Annotated in this window: 13 protein-coding genes; 12 read left to right on the forward strand and 1 reads right to left on the reverse strand. The window is 44.2% G+C overall.

The window, feature by feature from the left end; translation table 11 throughout:
- Positions 1 to 53 precede the first annotated feature (53 nt).
- The gene (locus GGE08_RS06825) at positions 54 to 863 is read right to left on the reverse strand and encodes a DUF6503 family protein (protein WP_179384149.1); all 810 of its coding nucleotides are present in this window, start codon (positions 861 to 863) and stop codon (positions 54 to 56) included.
- Between the two features lie 49 nt (positions 864 to 912).
- Between GGE08_RS06825 and GGE08_RS06830 the strand changes: the two genes are divergently transcribed.
- From GGE08_RS06830 to GGE08_RS06885, 12 genes are all read left to right on the forward strand, one after another.
- Positions 913 to 1,734: an RNA methyltransferase gene (locus GGE08_RS06830; protein ID WP_179384150.1), complete on the forward strand. Its 822-nt coding sequence runs from the start codon at positions 913 to 915 to the stop codon at positions 1,732 to 1,734.
- A gap of 3 nt (positions 1,735 to 1,737) precedes the next feature.
- The gene (locus GGE08_RS06835; RefSeq protein ID WP_179384151.1) at positions 1,738 to 2,970 is read left to right on the forward strand and encodes a M48 family metallopeptidase; all 1,233 of its coding nucleotides are present in this window, start codon (positions 1,738 to 1,740) and stop codon (positions 2,968 to 2,970) included.
- A gap of 44 nt (positions 2,971 to 3,014) precedes the next feature.
- Positions 3,015 to 5,219 (forward strand): RelA/SpoT family protein, encoded by a 2,205-nt coding sequence (locus tag GGE08_RS06840; protein ID WP_179384152.1) that lies wholly within the window; start codon positions 3,015 to 3,017, stop codon positions 5,217 to 5,219.
- A 41-nt stretch (positions 5,220 to 5,260) separates the two neighbouring features.
- On the forward strand, positions 5,261 to 5,716 hold the full coding sequence (locus tag GGE08_RS06845) for a Fur family transcriptional regulator (RefSeq protein ID WP_179384153.1): 456 nt from the start codon (positions 5,261 to 5,263) through the stop codon (positions 5,714 to 5,716).
- Between the two features lie 12 nt (positions 5,717 to 5,728).
- Entirely contained in the window at positions 5,729 to 6,997 is a 1,269-nt protein-coding gene (locus GGE08_RS06850; RefSeq protein ID WP_179384154.1) for an adenylosuccinate synthase, read from the forward strand.
- A gap of 96 nt (positions 6,998 to 7,093) precedes the next feature.
- Complete coding sequence (locus tag GGE08_RS06855) at positions 7,094 to 9,205, forward strand: glycoside hydrolase family 97 protein (protein WP_179384155.1); 2,112 nt, start codon at positions 7,094 to 7,096, stop codon at positions 9,203 to 9,205.
- Between the two features lie 85 nt (positions 9,206 to 9,290).
- The gene (locus tag GGE08_RS06860) at positions 9,291 to 9,770 is read left to right on the forward strand and encodes a Dps family protein (protein ID WP_179384156.1); all 480 of its coding nucleotides are present in this window, start codon (positions 9,291 to 9,293) and stop codon (positions 9,768 to 9,770) included.
- 5 nt (positions 9,771 to 9,775) lie between these two features.
- On the forward strand, positions 9,776 to 10,216 hold the full coding sequence (locus tag GGE08_RS06865) for a DinB family protein (protein ID WP_179384157.1): 441 nt from the start codon (positions 9,776 to 9,778) through the stop codon (positions 10,214 to 10,216).
- A gap of 97 nt (positions 10,217 to 10,313) precedes the next feature.
- Positions 10,314 to 12,017: an OstA-like protein gene (locus tag GGE08_RS06870; protein WP_179384158.1), complete on the forward strand. Its 1,704-nt coding sequence runs from the start codon at positions 10,314 to 10,316 to the stop codon at positions 12,015 to 12,017.
- A 2-nt stretch (positions 12,018 to 12,019) separates the two neighbouring features.
- Positions 12,020 to 13,216 carry an aspartate aminotransferase family protein gene (locus GGE08_RS06875; protein WP_179384159.1) on the forward strand — a complete coding sequence of 399 codons (1,197 nt, stop codon included), beginning with the start codon at positions 12,020 to 12,022 and terminating at the stop codon, positions 13,214 to 13,216.
- A gap of 86 nt (positions 13,217 to 13,302) precedes the next feature.
- Positions 13,303 to 14,703, forward strand: a complete 1,401-nt coding sequence (locus GGE08_RS06880; RefSeq protein ID WP_179384160.1) for a lipopolysaccharide assembly protein LapB — start codon at positions 13,303 to 13,305, stop codon at positions 14,701 to 14,703.
- 22 nt (positions 14,704 to 14,725) lie between these two features.
- On the forward strand, positions 14,726 to 15,643 hold the full coding sequence (locus GGE08_RS06885) for a DUF368 domain-containing protein (protein ID WP_179384161.1): 918 nt from the start codon (positions 14,726 to 14,728) through the stop codon (positions 15,641 to 15,643).
- Position 15,644: the final 1 nt, after the last annotated feature.

Consider the following 15,644-nt stretch of genomic DNA (forward strand, 5'->3'; position numbering starts at 1 on the left):
AAATAGAAAAGGCGCCCACTGGAGCGCCTTTTTTTTGTTTTTCATGTTCCCTATTAATTCATCTGGATGGTTACATACTCCCCTGCTTCAGGTTTGGCATAAAACACATCAGGTTTTGATTTACCATCAAGTGTAACCTCCTCAAAGGTCACGGAATTAACAGGTTCCAATATAGTTCTACCCTCGTACTTGTGCCAGGTGATGGTCTTTGGCAGCATTAAGCCATTAACCTCTTGCCAATCACCATAATTGATCCATTTCACATTGTCGGAGCTTTCTCCTGAGCGGTACGTCACCGTGTACCCCAGCCAAGCCATTTGATGGGATTCGGGGTCAAAATGAATGAAATATTCGTCCTTGGACGATGCCCCTACTCCAGATTCATAGGCTATTTGGATTCCAGGGTATTTCTTTCCTTCATATTCCAAATCGGGTGTGGCAGAATATACGATACCATCATCGGCCAACACAAAGGGCATGGCATAAAAGTAGAACATCAAATTATGGTAAAACCCAACATCACCTTCGTACTTTCCACTACCATTCATGAGCCAAGCCTGTTCCCCATCAAAACCCATTGAAAATTGTTCGGTATCGATTCTGTCCTGTCTGGACCAAAGGTCAATGGTATGGGTTTCTGGCATATTAGGCTTTGGAATCACGTAAGATAGGGTTCGTTGTGCTTTCCACTGTGTCAAGCCACCATGGGCCTCAAACACCTTTGCGAGTGCATCGGGATAAACAGTTTCACTTTTCATACTCTCCTGAACCTCGGTTACAGGAGCTTCGTTTGTTTCGTTTTTAGCTTCTTGTTTGCAGGCAACAAGGCCCAACAAAAACAAAAAAACAGTTAATTTGTTCATGGTCTAGGTTTTAACACTTGGTCGAAAACCCCTTTCAATAATTACAGGAATGGCTATTTTTACCATGCCTATGGAAGCCAAAGTAATCAGTAGTGCCCAAAATCCGTTGATTAAAAAAATCCTACTGCTCAAGGAGAAATCCCGCGAACGCAGAAAGAATGGGCTTTTTGTCGTGGAAGGTCAGCGCGAAATCGAATTGGCCCTAAAAGGAGGTTACCGATTGCAAACCCTTCTTTTTTGTCCAGAAATTATGGGTTCCGCTTCGATTGGGACATTTACTGCCCAATCACACCCAGAAATGGTACAGGTTTCCGAAAGTGTTTACGGCAAAATCGCACATCGGGCTACTACGGAAGGCCTTCTGGGTATCATGGAATCCAAAGATCATGGATTGGAGCACATTTCCTTTTCCAATACATCACCTTTGGTGTTGGTTGCCGAAGCTCCCGAAAAGCCTGGCAATATTGGCGCCCTGCTGCGAACTGCCGATGCGGCCGCCGTAGATGCCGTTTTGATTGCAAATCCCAAATCCGACCTATATAGTCCGAACATTATCCGTTCCAGCGTGGGTTGTCTGTTTACCAACCAAATTGGCGTAGGAACCACGGACGAGATCATTGCTTTTTTACAAACCAACCAAATCAAAATTTACTGTGCTGCCTTAACCGCTTCCAAAAATTATGTGGACTGTGATTTTAAAGCCGCTTCGGCCCTGGTGATGGGTACCGAGGCTACTGGATTGACCGAAAAATGGCTTCAAAATTCCGACCAAAACATCATTATACCGATGCAAGGAGAAATAGACTCCATGAATGTTTCGGTATCCGCTGCAATACTTATATTTGAGGCGAAGCGCCAGCGCGGATTTTAAGCTATGGAAAAAAACTTGCTCTTTTATGTCATCCTGGCCATCCTTGTGGTCCAATATCTGGCTCACCAGTATTTGGAGTACTTGAACGCCAAGCGTTTCAAATCGACCGTACCTCCTGAACTGGCCGATGTTTTTGATGAATCTGAATATCAAAAATCCCAACAATATAAACGGACCAATTATAAGTTTGGAGTAATTTCTGATGGTTTTTCCTTGATCTTGACCATCTGCTTTCTGGTTTTTGGAGGTTTCGAGTGGGTAGATCAATTCACACGTTCCATCACCGAAGACCCGATTCCCATGGCATTGATTTTCTTCGGGATCATTATGCTGGGAAGTGCTCTTTTGGGCCTACCGTTTTCCTATTACAGAACATTTGTGATCGAAGAGGAATATGGGTTCAACAAAACCAGTCCATCCACCTTTTTCTCGGATAAACTAAAAGGAGGCATCCTCACGGTTATTCTTGGAGGTGGTATTTTGACATTGTTCATGTTGTTTTATCAATCCACAGGACCCTATTTTTGGATCTATGCGTGGATAGCCGTTGGTATTTTCATCCTGTTCATCAATTTGTTTTACAGTCGATTGATCGTGCCCCTGTTCAATAAACAAACGCCCTTGGAAGACGGAAGTCTTAAAAGCGCCATCGAAAATTATGCCCAGAAAGTGGGGTTTGAGCTTCAAAATATCTTTGTTATCGATGGTTCCAAGCGCTCCACTAAAGCGAATGCCTATTTTTCTGGTTTCGGAAAAGAAAAACGAATTACCTTGTTCGATACCCTGATCCAAGATTTGAGCGAGGATGAAATTGTGGCCGTTTTGGCGCACGAGGTCGGACACTACAAACGCAACCACATCATTGTCAACCTGATCGTCTCCTTATTGACGACAGGACTTACCCTTTACATTCTATCATTGTTCATCAACCACCCCGAAATCTCATTGGCCATTGGGGTATCCACTCCTAGTTTCCATGCCGCATTGGTTGGGTTTGCATTGTTGTACAGTCCCATATCGGAACTTACGGGATTGCTCATGAACTATGTGTCGAGAAAATTTGAATTTCAGGCTGATGACTTCGCGAAGACTACCTTTGCTTCGCAACCGTTGGTATCTTCCTTAAAGAAGTTGTCCAAAAAGAGCTTGAGCAACCTCACGCCCCACCCCGCTTATGTTTTTGTGCACTACTCCCATCCGCCCTTGGTAGAGCGCATCCGAAACCTTAAGGCATAGATTTTGTTGTTTAGATAATAAGATTGTAGTAAATTTAATATACTATGACAGAGGCTGCTATTGAAAAAGAGAACAAGGAGATTGCGAAGCAGTACAAAGAATTGCTTCGCATAAGCTACCAAACGTTGACGGATGAGGACAAGAAGTTGATTCGGTCAGCCTTTGATGTGGCCGTGGACGCCCATAAGGACCAGCGTCGCAAATCGGGCGAAGCTTATATTTTTCATCCCATTGCCGTTGCCAAGATCGTTGCTTCGGAAATCGGGCTGGATGCCGTTTCCATTGCTTCCGCACTACTGCACGATGTGGTGGAAGACACCCCCTATACCTTAGCGGATATTGAACGAATGTTCGGGGAAACAGTGGCTCGAATTGTTGACGGACTCACCAAAATAGCCCACCTCAAGAAGGATAAAGACATCAGTCAGCAAGCGGAGAATTTTAGAAAAATGCTGCTGACTCTTCATGATGATGTACGGGTCATCATCATTAAAATTGCAGATCGTTATCATAACATGCTCACCATGGACTCCATGCCCGAGCACAAACAGGTAAAGATTGCATCGGAGACCTTGTACATTTACGCTCCCTTGGCGCACCGTATTGGTCTGTACAACATCAAAACGCATCTAGAGGATCTCTCCCTAAAATATACGGAGCCAGAGGTCTATCACGACATACTTGCCAAGATTGAGGATACGGAAGAAGAAAGTCTGTCATATATCGAGGACTTTTCCAATGTGATCCGCACCTCATTGGACCGCGAGGGACTCAACTATTACATCAAAGGGCGGATGAAGTCCATTTTCTCCATCAGAAGGAAAATGAAGGCCCAAAATGTCACTTTTGATGAAGTCTACGACAAGTTTGCCATCCGGATCATCTATAAGTCCGATCGTAAGAACGAGAAATTCCTTGCTTGGAAAATCTATTCCATTGTTACGGACCACTTTACCCCCAATCCCATTCGTTTGCGCGATTGGATCACCTCTCCCAAATCCACGGGCTACGAGGCGCTCCACATCACCGTAATGGGACCCAAGGGGAAATGGGTGGAAGTTCAGATACGCAGTGAGCGTATGCACGAAATCGCGGAAAAAGGATATGCCGCCCATTTTAAGTACAAGCATGGCAACCAAAAGGAACAAGGTATAGAGGAATGGTTGAACAAACTGCAGGAAGCGCTGGAAACGGCCAATGGCAATGCTGTGGATTTTGTGGAGGAATTCAAACTGAACCTATACGCAAAGGAAATATTTGTATTCACTCCTAAAGGAGACCTAAAATCAATGCCCAAAGGGTCTACGGCCCTCGATTTTGCCTTTAATATTCATACAGAAATCGGTATGAAGACCCGTGGAGCCAAGGTCAACGGGAAATTGGTTCCCCTGGGAACAAAATTGAGGAGTGGGGACCAAGTGGAAATCATCACTTCCGATAGCGCCAAACCTTCACAAAGCTGGTTGGATTATGCCGAAACGGCAAGGGCAAGATCTAAGATCAAATCGTCCCTAAGCGAAGAGAAGAAAGAGGTGGCCGAAGAAGGCAAGGAAATCTTGCGCCGCAAGCTCAAGGCCCAAAAAATCAATTTGAACGAGGATACCGTCAACAAATTGGTGACCTTTTTCAAATTAAAGACCAGTTTGGACCTGTTTTACCGCGTGGGTATCGGCGTTATCGACAATGAAAAATTGAAGGATTTTGCCTCATCCTATCACAATGCGTTCATCAATTTCTTTAAAAACAGGATTCGAAAAACCCCTGTACCTAAAGATGTTGACAAGAACGAGATTACCACCAAATACGACTTGCTCGTGTTTGGCAAGGAAGAAGAAAGGCTCAACTATAAATTGGCGCAATGCTGCAACCCTATTCCCGGGGATGATGTATTCGGTTTTGTAAGTGTCAACGATGGGATCAAAGTGCACAAAAAAAACTGTCCCAATGCCATTTCGCTGCAATCCAACTATGCATATCGAATTATCAGTGCCAAATGGATAGATTCATCCCAAGAAGAATTTTCGGTGGATATACAACTTACCGGTATCGACAATATGGGATTGGTAAAGGACATCACCAAGATCATTTCGGAAAACATGCACGTAAATATGCGCAACCTTAACTTTAGCGCGGATGGCGGTACATTTAAAGGAAAAATCACTTTGGTCGTGAAAAACAACAACATCCTTAAAAGGCTGATGAACAATTTAAAGCAAGTCGAAGGAATCGATAAAGTGACCAGAATTTAATTTTTAACTGTACCTTTGTGCATTAGCATAGGTAGAAAGCCATGGGAAACAATAAAAATCAGGAAATTGTAAAAAACGTGTTCACGGCCTATCTTGAGGAAAAAGGACACCGCAAGACCCCTGAACGCTACGCCATTTTACAGGAAATTTACGACAGTGACGACCATTTTGATGTGGAATCCCTTTACATTAAAATGAAGACCAAAAACTACAGGGTGAGTCGAGCTACACTTTACAATACCATCGAGCTTTTATTGGAGAGCAAACTGGTCCGTAAACATCAATTTGGCAAAAATCAGGCGCAATACGAAAAATCCTATTTTGATCGCCAGCATGATCATGTTATCCTTACGGACACTGGCGAGGTGGTGGAATTTTGTGATCCTCGCATCCAATCCATCAAAAAAACAATCGAAGAGGTGTTTGATATAAAAATCAACAATCACTCTTTATACTTCTACGGAACACGAAACAAAGAAAAAAACCTAACTGAATAACCCAAACATTACATGGTAGATTTATTGCTTGGACTCCAATGGGGAGACGAAGGAAAAGGAAAAATTGTTGATGTACTGACCAAGGAATACGATATTATCGCCAGATTTCAAGGAGGCCCAAACGCAGGCCATACGCTGGAATTTGATGGCATAAAACACGTACTGCACACCATCCCCTCAGGAATATTCCATAAAAATGCCATGAATGTCGTCGGGAACGGCGTGGTAATCGACCCGGTCATCTTCAAAAAAGAGCTGGATAATCTGGAAAAGTTCAATATCGATATTGAATCCAAATTGCTGATTTCCCGAAAGGCACATTTAATCTTGCCAACCCACCGCTTGTTGGATGCCGCCTCCGAAGCTTCCAAAGGAAAGGCCAAAATTGGGTCTACCCTAAAGGGTATTGGCCCCACCTATATGGACAAAACAGGCCGAAACGGAATGCGTGTCGGGGATTTGGAATTTGACAATTGGAAGACCAAATACCGAGCCCTTGCCAATAAGCACGAGGCTATGATCGATTTTTACGATGTGGATATTGAATACAACTTGGAAGAGTTGGAGGCCGAGTTCTGCGAAGGAGTGGAAACCCTGAAAAAACTGACCTTTATCGATAGTGAGGAATACATCTTCAAAGCACAGGCAGAAGGCAAAAAAATCTTGGCCGAAGGAGCTCAAGGTTCCCTGTTGGATATCGACTTTGGGACTTATCCTTATGTAACTTCCTCCAACACTACGGCCGCTGGTGCATGTACCGGTTTGGGTGTAGCACCAAACAATATTAAGCGGGTTTTGGGCATCTTCAAGGCTTACACTACGCGTGTGGGCAGCGGACCTTTCCCAACCGAACTTTTTGATGAAGATGGGGCCACCATGGCCAAAGTGGGCAACGAATTTGGAGCCACCACAGGAAGACCACGCCGTTGTGGCTGGTTGGATTTGGTCGCACTCAAATATGCCGTACAAATCAACGGGGTGACAGAGCTGATGATGATGAAAGCCGATGTACTCAGCGGTTTTGAAACCATTAAAGTGTGTACCGCCTACAAATACAAAGGGGAAGAAATCCAACATTTACCTTACAATATTGAAGAGGAATACGTAACGCCGATCTACAAGGAAATGAAAGGATGGTCGCAGGATTTGACGAAAATGTCAAAATCGGAAGATTTGCCCGCCAATTTGAACGACTACATCGCCTTTTTGGAACAACAGTTGAACGTACCCATTAAAATTGTATCCGTAGGTCCGGACAGGCTCCAGACCATCCACAGATAGGCTTCGGTTTTTTGTTCATTTTTCAGTATCTTTTTTGTCCGATTGAGTTTGGGTAACAACCCTATTTCACCAATTGTATCGATAAAAAACTGTACTATGAATAAAATCTGGACACTCTTTATTTTGATGGGAACCATGGTTTCCTGCACTAAGGAACCTGCCACCTTAAACGTAACATCACCTAGCGGTAACAACGCCATCCATTTTCATCTTTCCCAAGATGGAACACCTTATTATTTGGTGCGTCACGGGGAAAAAACCGTAATCGACTCCTCAGCCATGGGATTCGACTTTAAGGACCAAGATCCTTTAAAATCAGGGTTAAACCTGGTAAGCTCCACCCAAAATACCGTAAATGAAACTTGGGAAATGCCTTGGGGCGAACAAAGGGAGGTGGTGAACCACTACAACGAGATGGTCGTTACCTTGGAGGAATCAGCAGCCCCCAAACGTCAATTCAATATCTATTTCAGGGCTTATGACGACGGTATCGGATTTCGGTACGAGTTTCTTCCCCAACAGGGTAGAGACAGTATTATCATCATGGACGAGAATACCGAATTCCAACTGACCGAAGACTATACTACCTGGTGGATTCCCGGTGACTGGGATATTTACGAACACCTCTACAACACGACCAAAGTCTCGGAAATCGATGCCCTATCCAAAAGGAACAATGCCGACCTTGCCGCAACCTACATTCCCGAGAACGCCGTGAACACTCCTGTGACCATGCGGGGCGAAGATGGACTTCACTTGAGCTTTCATGAAGCCAACCTTACGGACTATGCCGGAATGACCTTGAAAGTGGATACGGACTCTTTACGGTTGACCAGTGAATTGGTGGGTTCCGACCGATTGGGATACAAAGTAAAACGGGAACTTCCCTTTAAAACACCGTGGCGAAGCATCCAGATTGCGGACAAGGCCAGTGAACTCATCGAATCCAAATTGATTGTCAATTTGAACGAACCCAATAAACTTGGGGATATGAGCTGGTTCGAACCCAAAAAATATGTCGGCATCTGGTGGGAAATGCATGTAGGGCAATCCACTTGGGACTATGCCGGTTCGCAGGACATGAACACCTTCACCCAAGATTTAAAACCCACTGGGAAGCATGGCGCGACCACCGAAAACACCAAAAGATATATCGATTTTGCGGCCAAAAACAATATCAAAGGAGTGTTGGTCGAGGGTTGGAATACCGGATGGGAACATTGGATAGGTTTTGAGGACCGCGAAGGCGTTTTTGATTTTGTGACCCCCTACCCCGATTACGATTTGGAAGAATTGAACCGCTACGCCAAGGAGAAAGGGGTGGAAATCATCATGCACCACGAGACCTCCGCTGCACCACGGACCTATGAGCAACAATTGAATACGGCCTTCCAACTGATGAAGAAATACGACATGAGTTCGGTCAAAACTGGGTATGTGGGCGAAATCATTCCCAAAGGAGAATACCACCATGGCCAATGGATGGTGAACCATTACCGAAAAGTGCTGGAAACAGCTGCAGGGTACAAGGTGGCCATTAACGCCCATGAACCCATCAAAGCCACAGGAATCCGAAGAACTTATCCCAACGCCATTGCCAGGGAAGGACTTCGCGGTCAGGAATTCAACGCATGGTCGGCCGATGGTGGAAATCCCCCCGAACACTTACCCATTGTTTCCTTTACACGAATGTTGGCCGGTCCAATAGATTTTACACCCGGTGTATTTGATATTGAAATTCCCGGCAAGGAAAATAATCGGGTCAGTACCACTATTGCGCAGCAGTTGGCACTTTATGTGGTCATCTACAGCCCTGTGCAAATGGCTTGTGACCTGCCCGAAAATTATGAAAACCAGCCTGCTTTCCAGTTTATAAGGGATGTGGGCGTAGATTGGGACGAAACCCATGTGTTAAATGGCGAGGTGGGAGATTACGTCACTATTGCTCGAAAAGAGCGGGAAACAGGCAACTGGTTCGTTGGTGGGATTACCGATGAAAACGCCAGAGAAGTTACCCTCAATTTTGATTTTCTGGAAGATGGTGTAACCTACAAGGCCACTCTTTATAAAGATGCAGCGGATGCGCATTACCGAAACAATCCTACGGCCATTACCATTGAAGATGTAGCTATCAGCAAAGGGTCATCAATGACCATTCCTATGGTAGAGGGTGGAGGTTTTGCTATCAGTTTGATGAAAACTAGATGATTGGCACCCTAAAGTTATGTGACTAGGGTCACTGTAGCTTAGAAAGAACAGAGTTATTTTTGATTAAAATCAAAATTAGCAAGACATGACACATCATCTCAACAGAATTGGACTGGACAAACAAGCATCAAATGAACTGGCCAATAAACTCAATGAACTGTTAGCCAACTACCAACTGTTTTACATGAATGCCCGTGGTTTTCATTGGAACATTAAAGGCGAAAAGTTTTTTGAGCTTCATATAAAGTTTGAGGAACTGTACAACGATTCATTGATCAAAATCGATGAAATCGCAGAGCGGATTCTGACCTTGGGGTTTGTTCCTTTGCACACCTATGCCGATTATTCCAAAATATCCAAGATTAAAGCGGCCAAGAACGTATCCGACGGTAACAAAGCGATTCAAGAAATTTTGAATGGATACGAAGTACTGCTGCCACTTGAGAGGGAGTTATTGGAAATGTCCGGAGATTCAAGTGACGAAGGTACCAATGCATTGATGAGCGATTACATCCGGGAGCAAGAAAAATTAATTTGGATGTACTCTGCTTACTTAAACCAATAATTTATATGACCAAATACCTCCTTAAGGATTTATTGGATCAAAATCTAAAAACGTGCAGTTACACGTTTAAGGAAATCGACCAAAAGAACAGTTCCTTACGATTGAACGACGATACCGCTTCCGTGGGCTTTATCTATAAGCACATAGGGGAAATCATGCACTTGATCAGTCAGTTTTTCGGTATTCCCACCACGGTTCAGAATACCACCATGGGTGAAAAGGATACGGGCAAGGTCTATCAATGGGAAGAAAGCAAGAAATTGGTGGAAGACGGCTATCAAATACTACAGGATTTGGTGGAAAACCTTTCCGAGGAGGAGTGGATGGAAACCATTGAAACTCCATTTTTTGGACCAATTTCCAGAATCAAGTTGTTCGGGCATATCCTGTACCACAACAGCTATCATTGCGGTCAAATCACCCTAGCTCTCAAAAGGGGAAAATAAAACTCTGATAGCTGTAGCCCTTTGGGATACAATTGCCAAAGCTTTCTAAAGGATGTGTGCCACTTCCGTTAAAAATCCTACTTTTGGGCAAAATTCAATGAATTTGAAAAATAGTGCATTTTTCATAGTGTTTTTTGCCTTTTTGAGTGGGATTGCCCAAGAACAACAGCCAGAAGGTGGAAGACAAATCAACATCGTGTATGGGGCCAACTTCACCAAGGATGAGGCCCAATTTCCCGGTGCTTCGATTTTTAGCAAGGACGACGAAAGGCAGGTGCAGTTTGAGCATCAAGGGGCGGACCTTTGGTGCGATATTGCCATTTTTTATGCGGAAGAAAACCGGTTAAAAGCCATTGGAAATATCCGCTTGCAACAGGGTGATTCCATTGAAATGAACAGCGGGAAGATGGATTACGACGGGAACACCAAACTCGCAAAGGCTTGGGAAAAAGTGGACCTTACGAACGGACAGATGCGGTTGACCACCGATACGCTTTATTTTAATAGGGAAAAGCAGGAGGCCTATTACAATTCAGGAGGTAAGGTAGTTGACTCGGCCAATGTGCTGACCAGCAAGGTGGGTACCTACTTTATGACCCCAAAAAAGTACCAATTTCAGCGCAATGTACATATCGACAACCCAGATTACATCATAGATTCGGAGCAATTGGACTATTACACCACTTCCAAAAACGCCTATATGTACGGCCCTTCCACGATAACGGGAGAGGAATATAAAATCTATTGTGAGCGCGGCTTCTACGACACCAAGATTGAACAGGGCTACGGTATCAAAAACACCCGTATTGATTACGACAATAAAATCATCGAGGGCGACAGCCTGTATTTCGATAAGTTCAAGGAATTTGCTTCGGCCACCAACAATATCCAAATCACGGACACCATCAACAATGGGGTGATTCGGGCACACTACGCCGAGGTGCACAAAGCCAAAGATTCTGTTTTTGCCACCAAAAGAGCGGTTTCCATCAGTTTGGTGGAAAAGGATTCCCTTTACATGCACGGCGATACCTTGATGGTGACCGGAAAGGAAGAAGAGCGCGTTCTGAGAGCTTTCAGAAACGCCAAATTTTACAAAACGGATTTGAGCGGTAAATGTGATTCCATCCATTTTGAGGAAAAAACGGGCATCACCCAATTGATCACCGACCCTATTTTATGGAATGTGGATAATCAAATAACAGGCGATAGCATTCACTTGATTTCCGATTTGGAAACCGATAAGCTGGATTCCCTCAAAGTGATAGAAAATGCCTTTATTATTTCGTTGGATACCATCAGTAGAACCGGCTACAACCAAGCTAAAGGCAAAAATCTTTTTGGCAAGTTCATTGAAAACGAATTGAAAATCATTGATTTGGTCCAGAACACCGAAGTCATCTATTACGTTTACAACGATGATGAGGAACTTGTGGGTATTGACAAAACCATTTGTAGCAAAATCAGGCTGCTGATGGCCAATAACGATATTGAGGACATTACCTTCTTTGTGAATCCCGATGGTGATATTTTCCCAGAGACCGATTTACCCGTGGAAAGTCGAAAATTGAAAGGCTTTGTTTGGCGTGGTGATGAACGGATCATGTCCAAAGAAGAAATTTTTGATGAAGACGACAACAACATCGAATTGGTCAAAATTAGGGGTATAGACAACCCGATAGATATTGATGCCGAGGAAAACGAGCGGCAAAACAATACGAACGACCCCATAAACGTACCTAATACCAAGGCGACAAAGCCAAAGAAACCCGTGCTCAAAAAGAAGGCACAGACCCGATAGCCATGTCGAAAAACGATTTTTTCACATACCAAGCCCAAACCACACCACACCCACTGGCCTTGGAAGTTTCCCATGCCAAGGGAAGCTACATTTATGACAAGGCCGGCAATGCCCATTTGGATTTTGTGGCAGGCGTATCGGCATGTAGTTTGGGACATGGACACCCAAGGGTGGTGGAAACCATCAAGGCACAAGTGGACCAGTACATGCACGTTATGGTCTATGGGGAGTATGTACAGGAGCCTGCCGTAGCATATTCCAAGCTACTGGCCTCCCTTCTTCCAAAAAACCTAAGTACCACGTATTTGGTCAACTCAGGAACGGAAGCCATGGAAGGAGCGTTAAAACTTGCCCGAAGACATACAGGCCGCTCCCAAATTATCGCTGCCAAGAACGCCTATCATGGCAATACCATGGGCAGTTTGAGTTTGATGACTTACGAAGAACGCAAAGGTGCCTTCCGCCCTTTGATTCCCGATGTGGGGTTTATTGAGTTCAATTCGGAGAACGATTTGGAACAAATCACGGGACGCACTGCCGCAGTGGTACTGGAGACCATCCAAGGAGGTGCTGGGTTTATTGTGCCCCAAAATGGCTATCTGGAAAAGGTTAGAAAACGCTGCGACGAAGTCGGTGCCTTGCTAATATTGGACGAAATTCAACCCGGATTTGGACGTACGGGCAAATTGTTCGCTTTTGAACACTTTAATTGCGTTCCCGATATTATGGTCATCGGCAAAGGAATGGCCTCGGGTTTGCCTGTGGGCGCTTTTGTGGCTTCGCACGAATTGATGAGCGATTTGATGGACCAGCCAAAACTGGGGCATATCACCACATTTGGGGGAAATCCGGTCATCGCAGCCGCCAGTTTGGCCACCTTGAAGGAAATTACCGAAACCAACCTTATGGCACAGACCTTGGAAAAGGAAAAGCTGTTCCGAAAACTATTACAACATCCATTAATAGACGAAGTCAGAGGAAAAGGGTTGATGCTGGCTCCCATCATGAAAAACAAGGAGATAGCCAATTACGTGGTGCTGGAAGCCGCAAAAAAAGGTCTTATCTTATTCTGGTTACTGTTCGAGCAGCGAGCCGTTCGAATATCGCCTCCACTCACCATTTCCATGAAAGAAATTGAGGAAGGTTGCGACTTAATACTTGGCATTTTAAACGACTATCCAACCCCTACTGTTAACTAATTTGTTGATAACATACCCTAAAAATGGACTTCAAGAGCAACCCAAAAGGTTAATTTTAAGTCCATAGTTCAACCAAAAACGTTCCTATGGCGTTAGAATCTAACGAATATCCTGACAAATCGATAAGCAAATTTGAGTCCATGCTCAAGACGGATGACGTCTACTTCTTCGATGCGGAGGACTTTGAGGAAATCATCCATCACTACCTGAACAACGGCAAAATATCCCTAGGCAAAAAAGCCATTCAAATTGGTCTGGAACAACATCCCAATTCCATGGAATTAAAGCTTTTGCAGGTGGAGGTTTTGGCTTTTGAGGACAAATTTGAAGCTGCAGAGACACTCTTGGATGAAATCCAGAACATCAATGCGGGCAATGAAGAAATCTACATCCAAAGAGCCAATATCCGTTCCAAGCAGGACAAACACCAGGAAGCAGTAAATTTGCTCTTGGAAGCACTTAACGTGACCGACCACTCCTTTGACATCCACTCCCTTTTGGGAATGGAATACCTGTTCATGGATAACTACGAGCAGGCCAAACTCAGCTTTATGCGCTGTGTGGAAATGGACGACAGTGACTATTCATCCCTATACAATGTGGTGTACTGTTTTGAATTTTTGGAAGATTTTGATGGGAGCATCTACTACCTGAACGATTATTTGGACCGCAATCCTTACTGCGAAGTGGCCTGGCATCAACTCGGTAAAATGTACTTGGCCAAAAATTTGTATCTGGAAGCATTGACGGCATTTGATTTTGCGGTGATTTCAGACGATTCTTTCATCGGGGCCTATTTTGAAAAAGGCAAGGTGTTGGAAAAACTGGGCAGGTACAACGAAGCCATAGAAAACTACGAGTCCACCATTACTATGGAAGACCCTACTTCCTATGCTTTTTTACGTTTGGGCAAATGCCATGAAAAACTGGGCAATTACGATCTGGCCAAGTATTATTACTATCATACCGTACATGAAGACCCTTTGTTGGACAAAGGTTGGTTGGCCATCACCGATTTCCATTATGGACAAAAGAATTACGAAAAAGCCCTGTATTATATCAACAAGGCCATCAATATAGATGGTGAAAACCCAAAATATTGGAAAAAAGCAGCCAAGATTTATGCAGCGCTCGAAAATTATGATGAAGCCGACTTTGCCTACAAACAAGCGGTGGATTTGGGCAACTACGAATTGGCAACATGGAGAAACTGGGCCGAAGTACTCAACCAAATTGGGGACTACAATTCCGCTATTCAAGTACTTATTCAAGGTTTGGAGTTTTATCCCGATAATTCCGACCTCACCTACAAATTGGCGGGTCTCCATTTAAAAAATAACGACTTGGACGAAGCAAAAACCATTTTGTCCAAGGCCATGAAAGTGGATATTGGTAAATTGCGGCAGTTTGAAAAGGAATTCCCAGAATTCATAGAAGTTGATTGGGTGAAAGCGTTGGTTTCCAAAGTTAAGAGAACCGCCAAGTAACCCCACCATAGCCCAAAAATTCATGCAAGCACGTCGTACACTGGACTACGTATTTATCACCCTTAAAGGTATGGCCATGGGTGCCGCCGACGTAGTCCCGGGAGTATCCGGAGGAACCATCGCATTTATTTCCGGAATTTATGAGGAACTCATCACCTCCATCAACAACATAAACCTTTCCCTCATCAAAATGTTGCGAAAAGACGGTATCAAAGCCGTCTGGAACAAGGTCAATGGCAACTTTCTTTTGGCATTGTTCGTTGGGATTTTTATCAGCGTCCTCTCCCTGGCCAAATTCTTGAGCTGGCTTTTGGAAAATGAGCCCATTTTGCTCTGGTCTTTCTTTTTTGGCTTGGTGGTGGCTTCCATTTTTATGGTCGGTAAGGAAATCACGAGGTGGAACATGGGTTCGATTGCGATATTGCTTCTGGGTGCGGCCCTTGCCTTTTTTATTACCGAACTGCCGGCCAGCGATAATGTGGATAGTCTCCCCTATCTGTTCCTTTCCGGAGCCTTGGCCATTTGTGCTATGATCTTGCCCGGAATCTCAGGGGCATTTATTTTGGTACTGCTTGGCTCCTACAAAACCATTTTGGACGCTGTTCACGAAAGGGACTTTAAAATTATATTGACCGTGGGCATTGGAGCTATTTTTGGCCTTTTGAGCTTCGCTCGATTGCTCAAATGGATGTTCAACCACTACAAAAACATCACCTTGGCCCTTTTGACAGGCTTTATTTTGGGATCACTAAATAAAATCTGGCCCTGGAAAAAGGTATTGGAAACCAAAACCTTTGGTGACAAGACCATTGTGGTGGACGATATGAACGTGCTTCCCGGCGCTTTTGAGGGCGATAGCAAATTAATGCTTGCCCTAGTGTTAGCCATCCTAGGTTTTTCACTTATTTTTATCCTGGAAAGATTAGCTTCCAAAAAATAAG

Source organism: Allomuricauda sp. ARW1Y1 (genome assembly GCF_013407935.1).
Taxonomy (GTDB): Bacteria; Bacteroidota; Bacteroidia; order Flavobacteriales; family Flavobacteriaceae; genus Flagellimonas.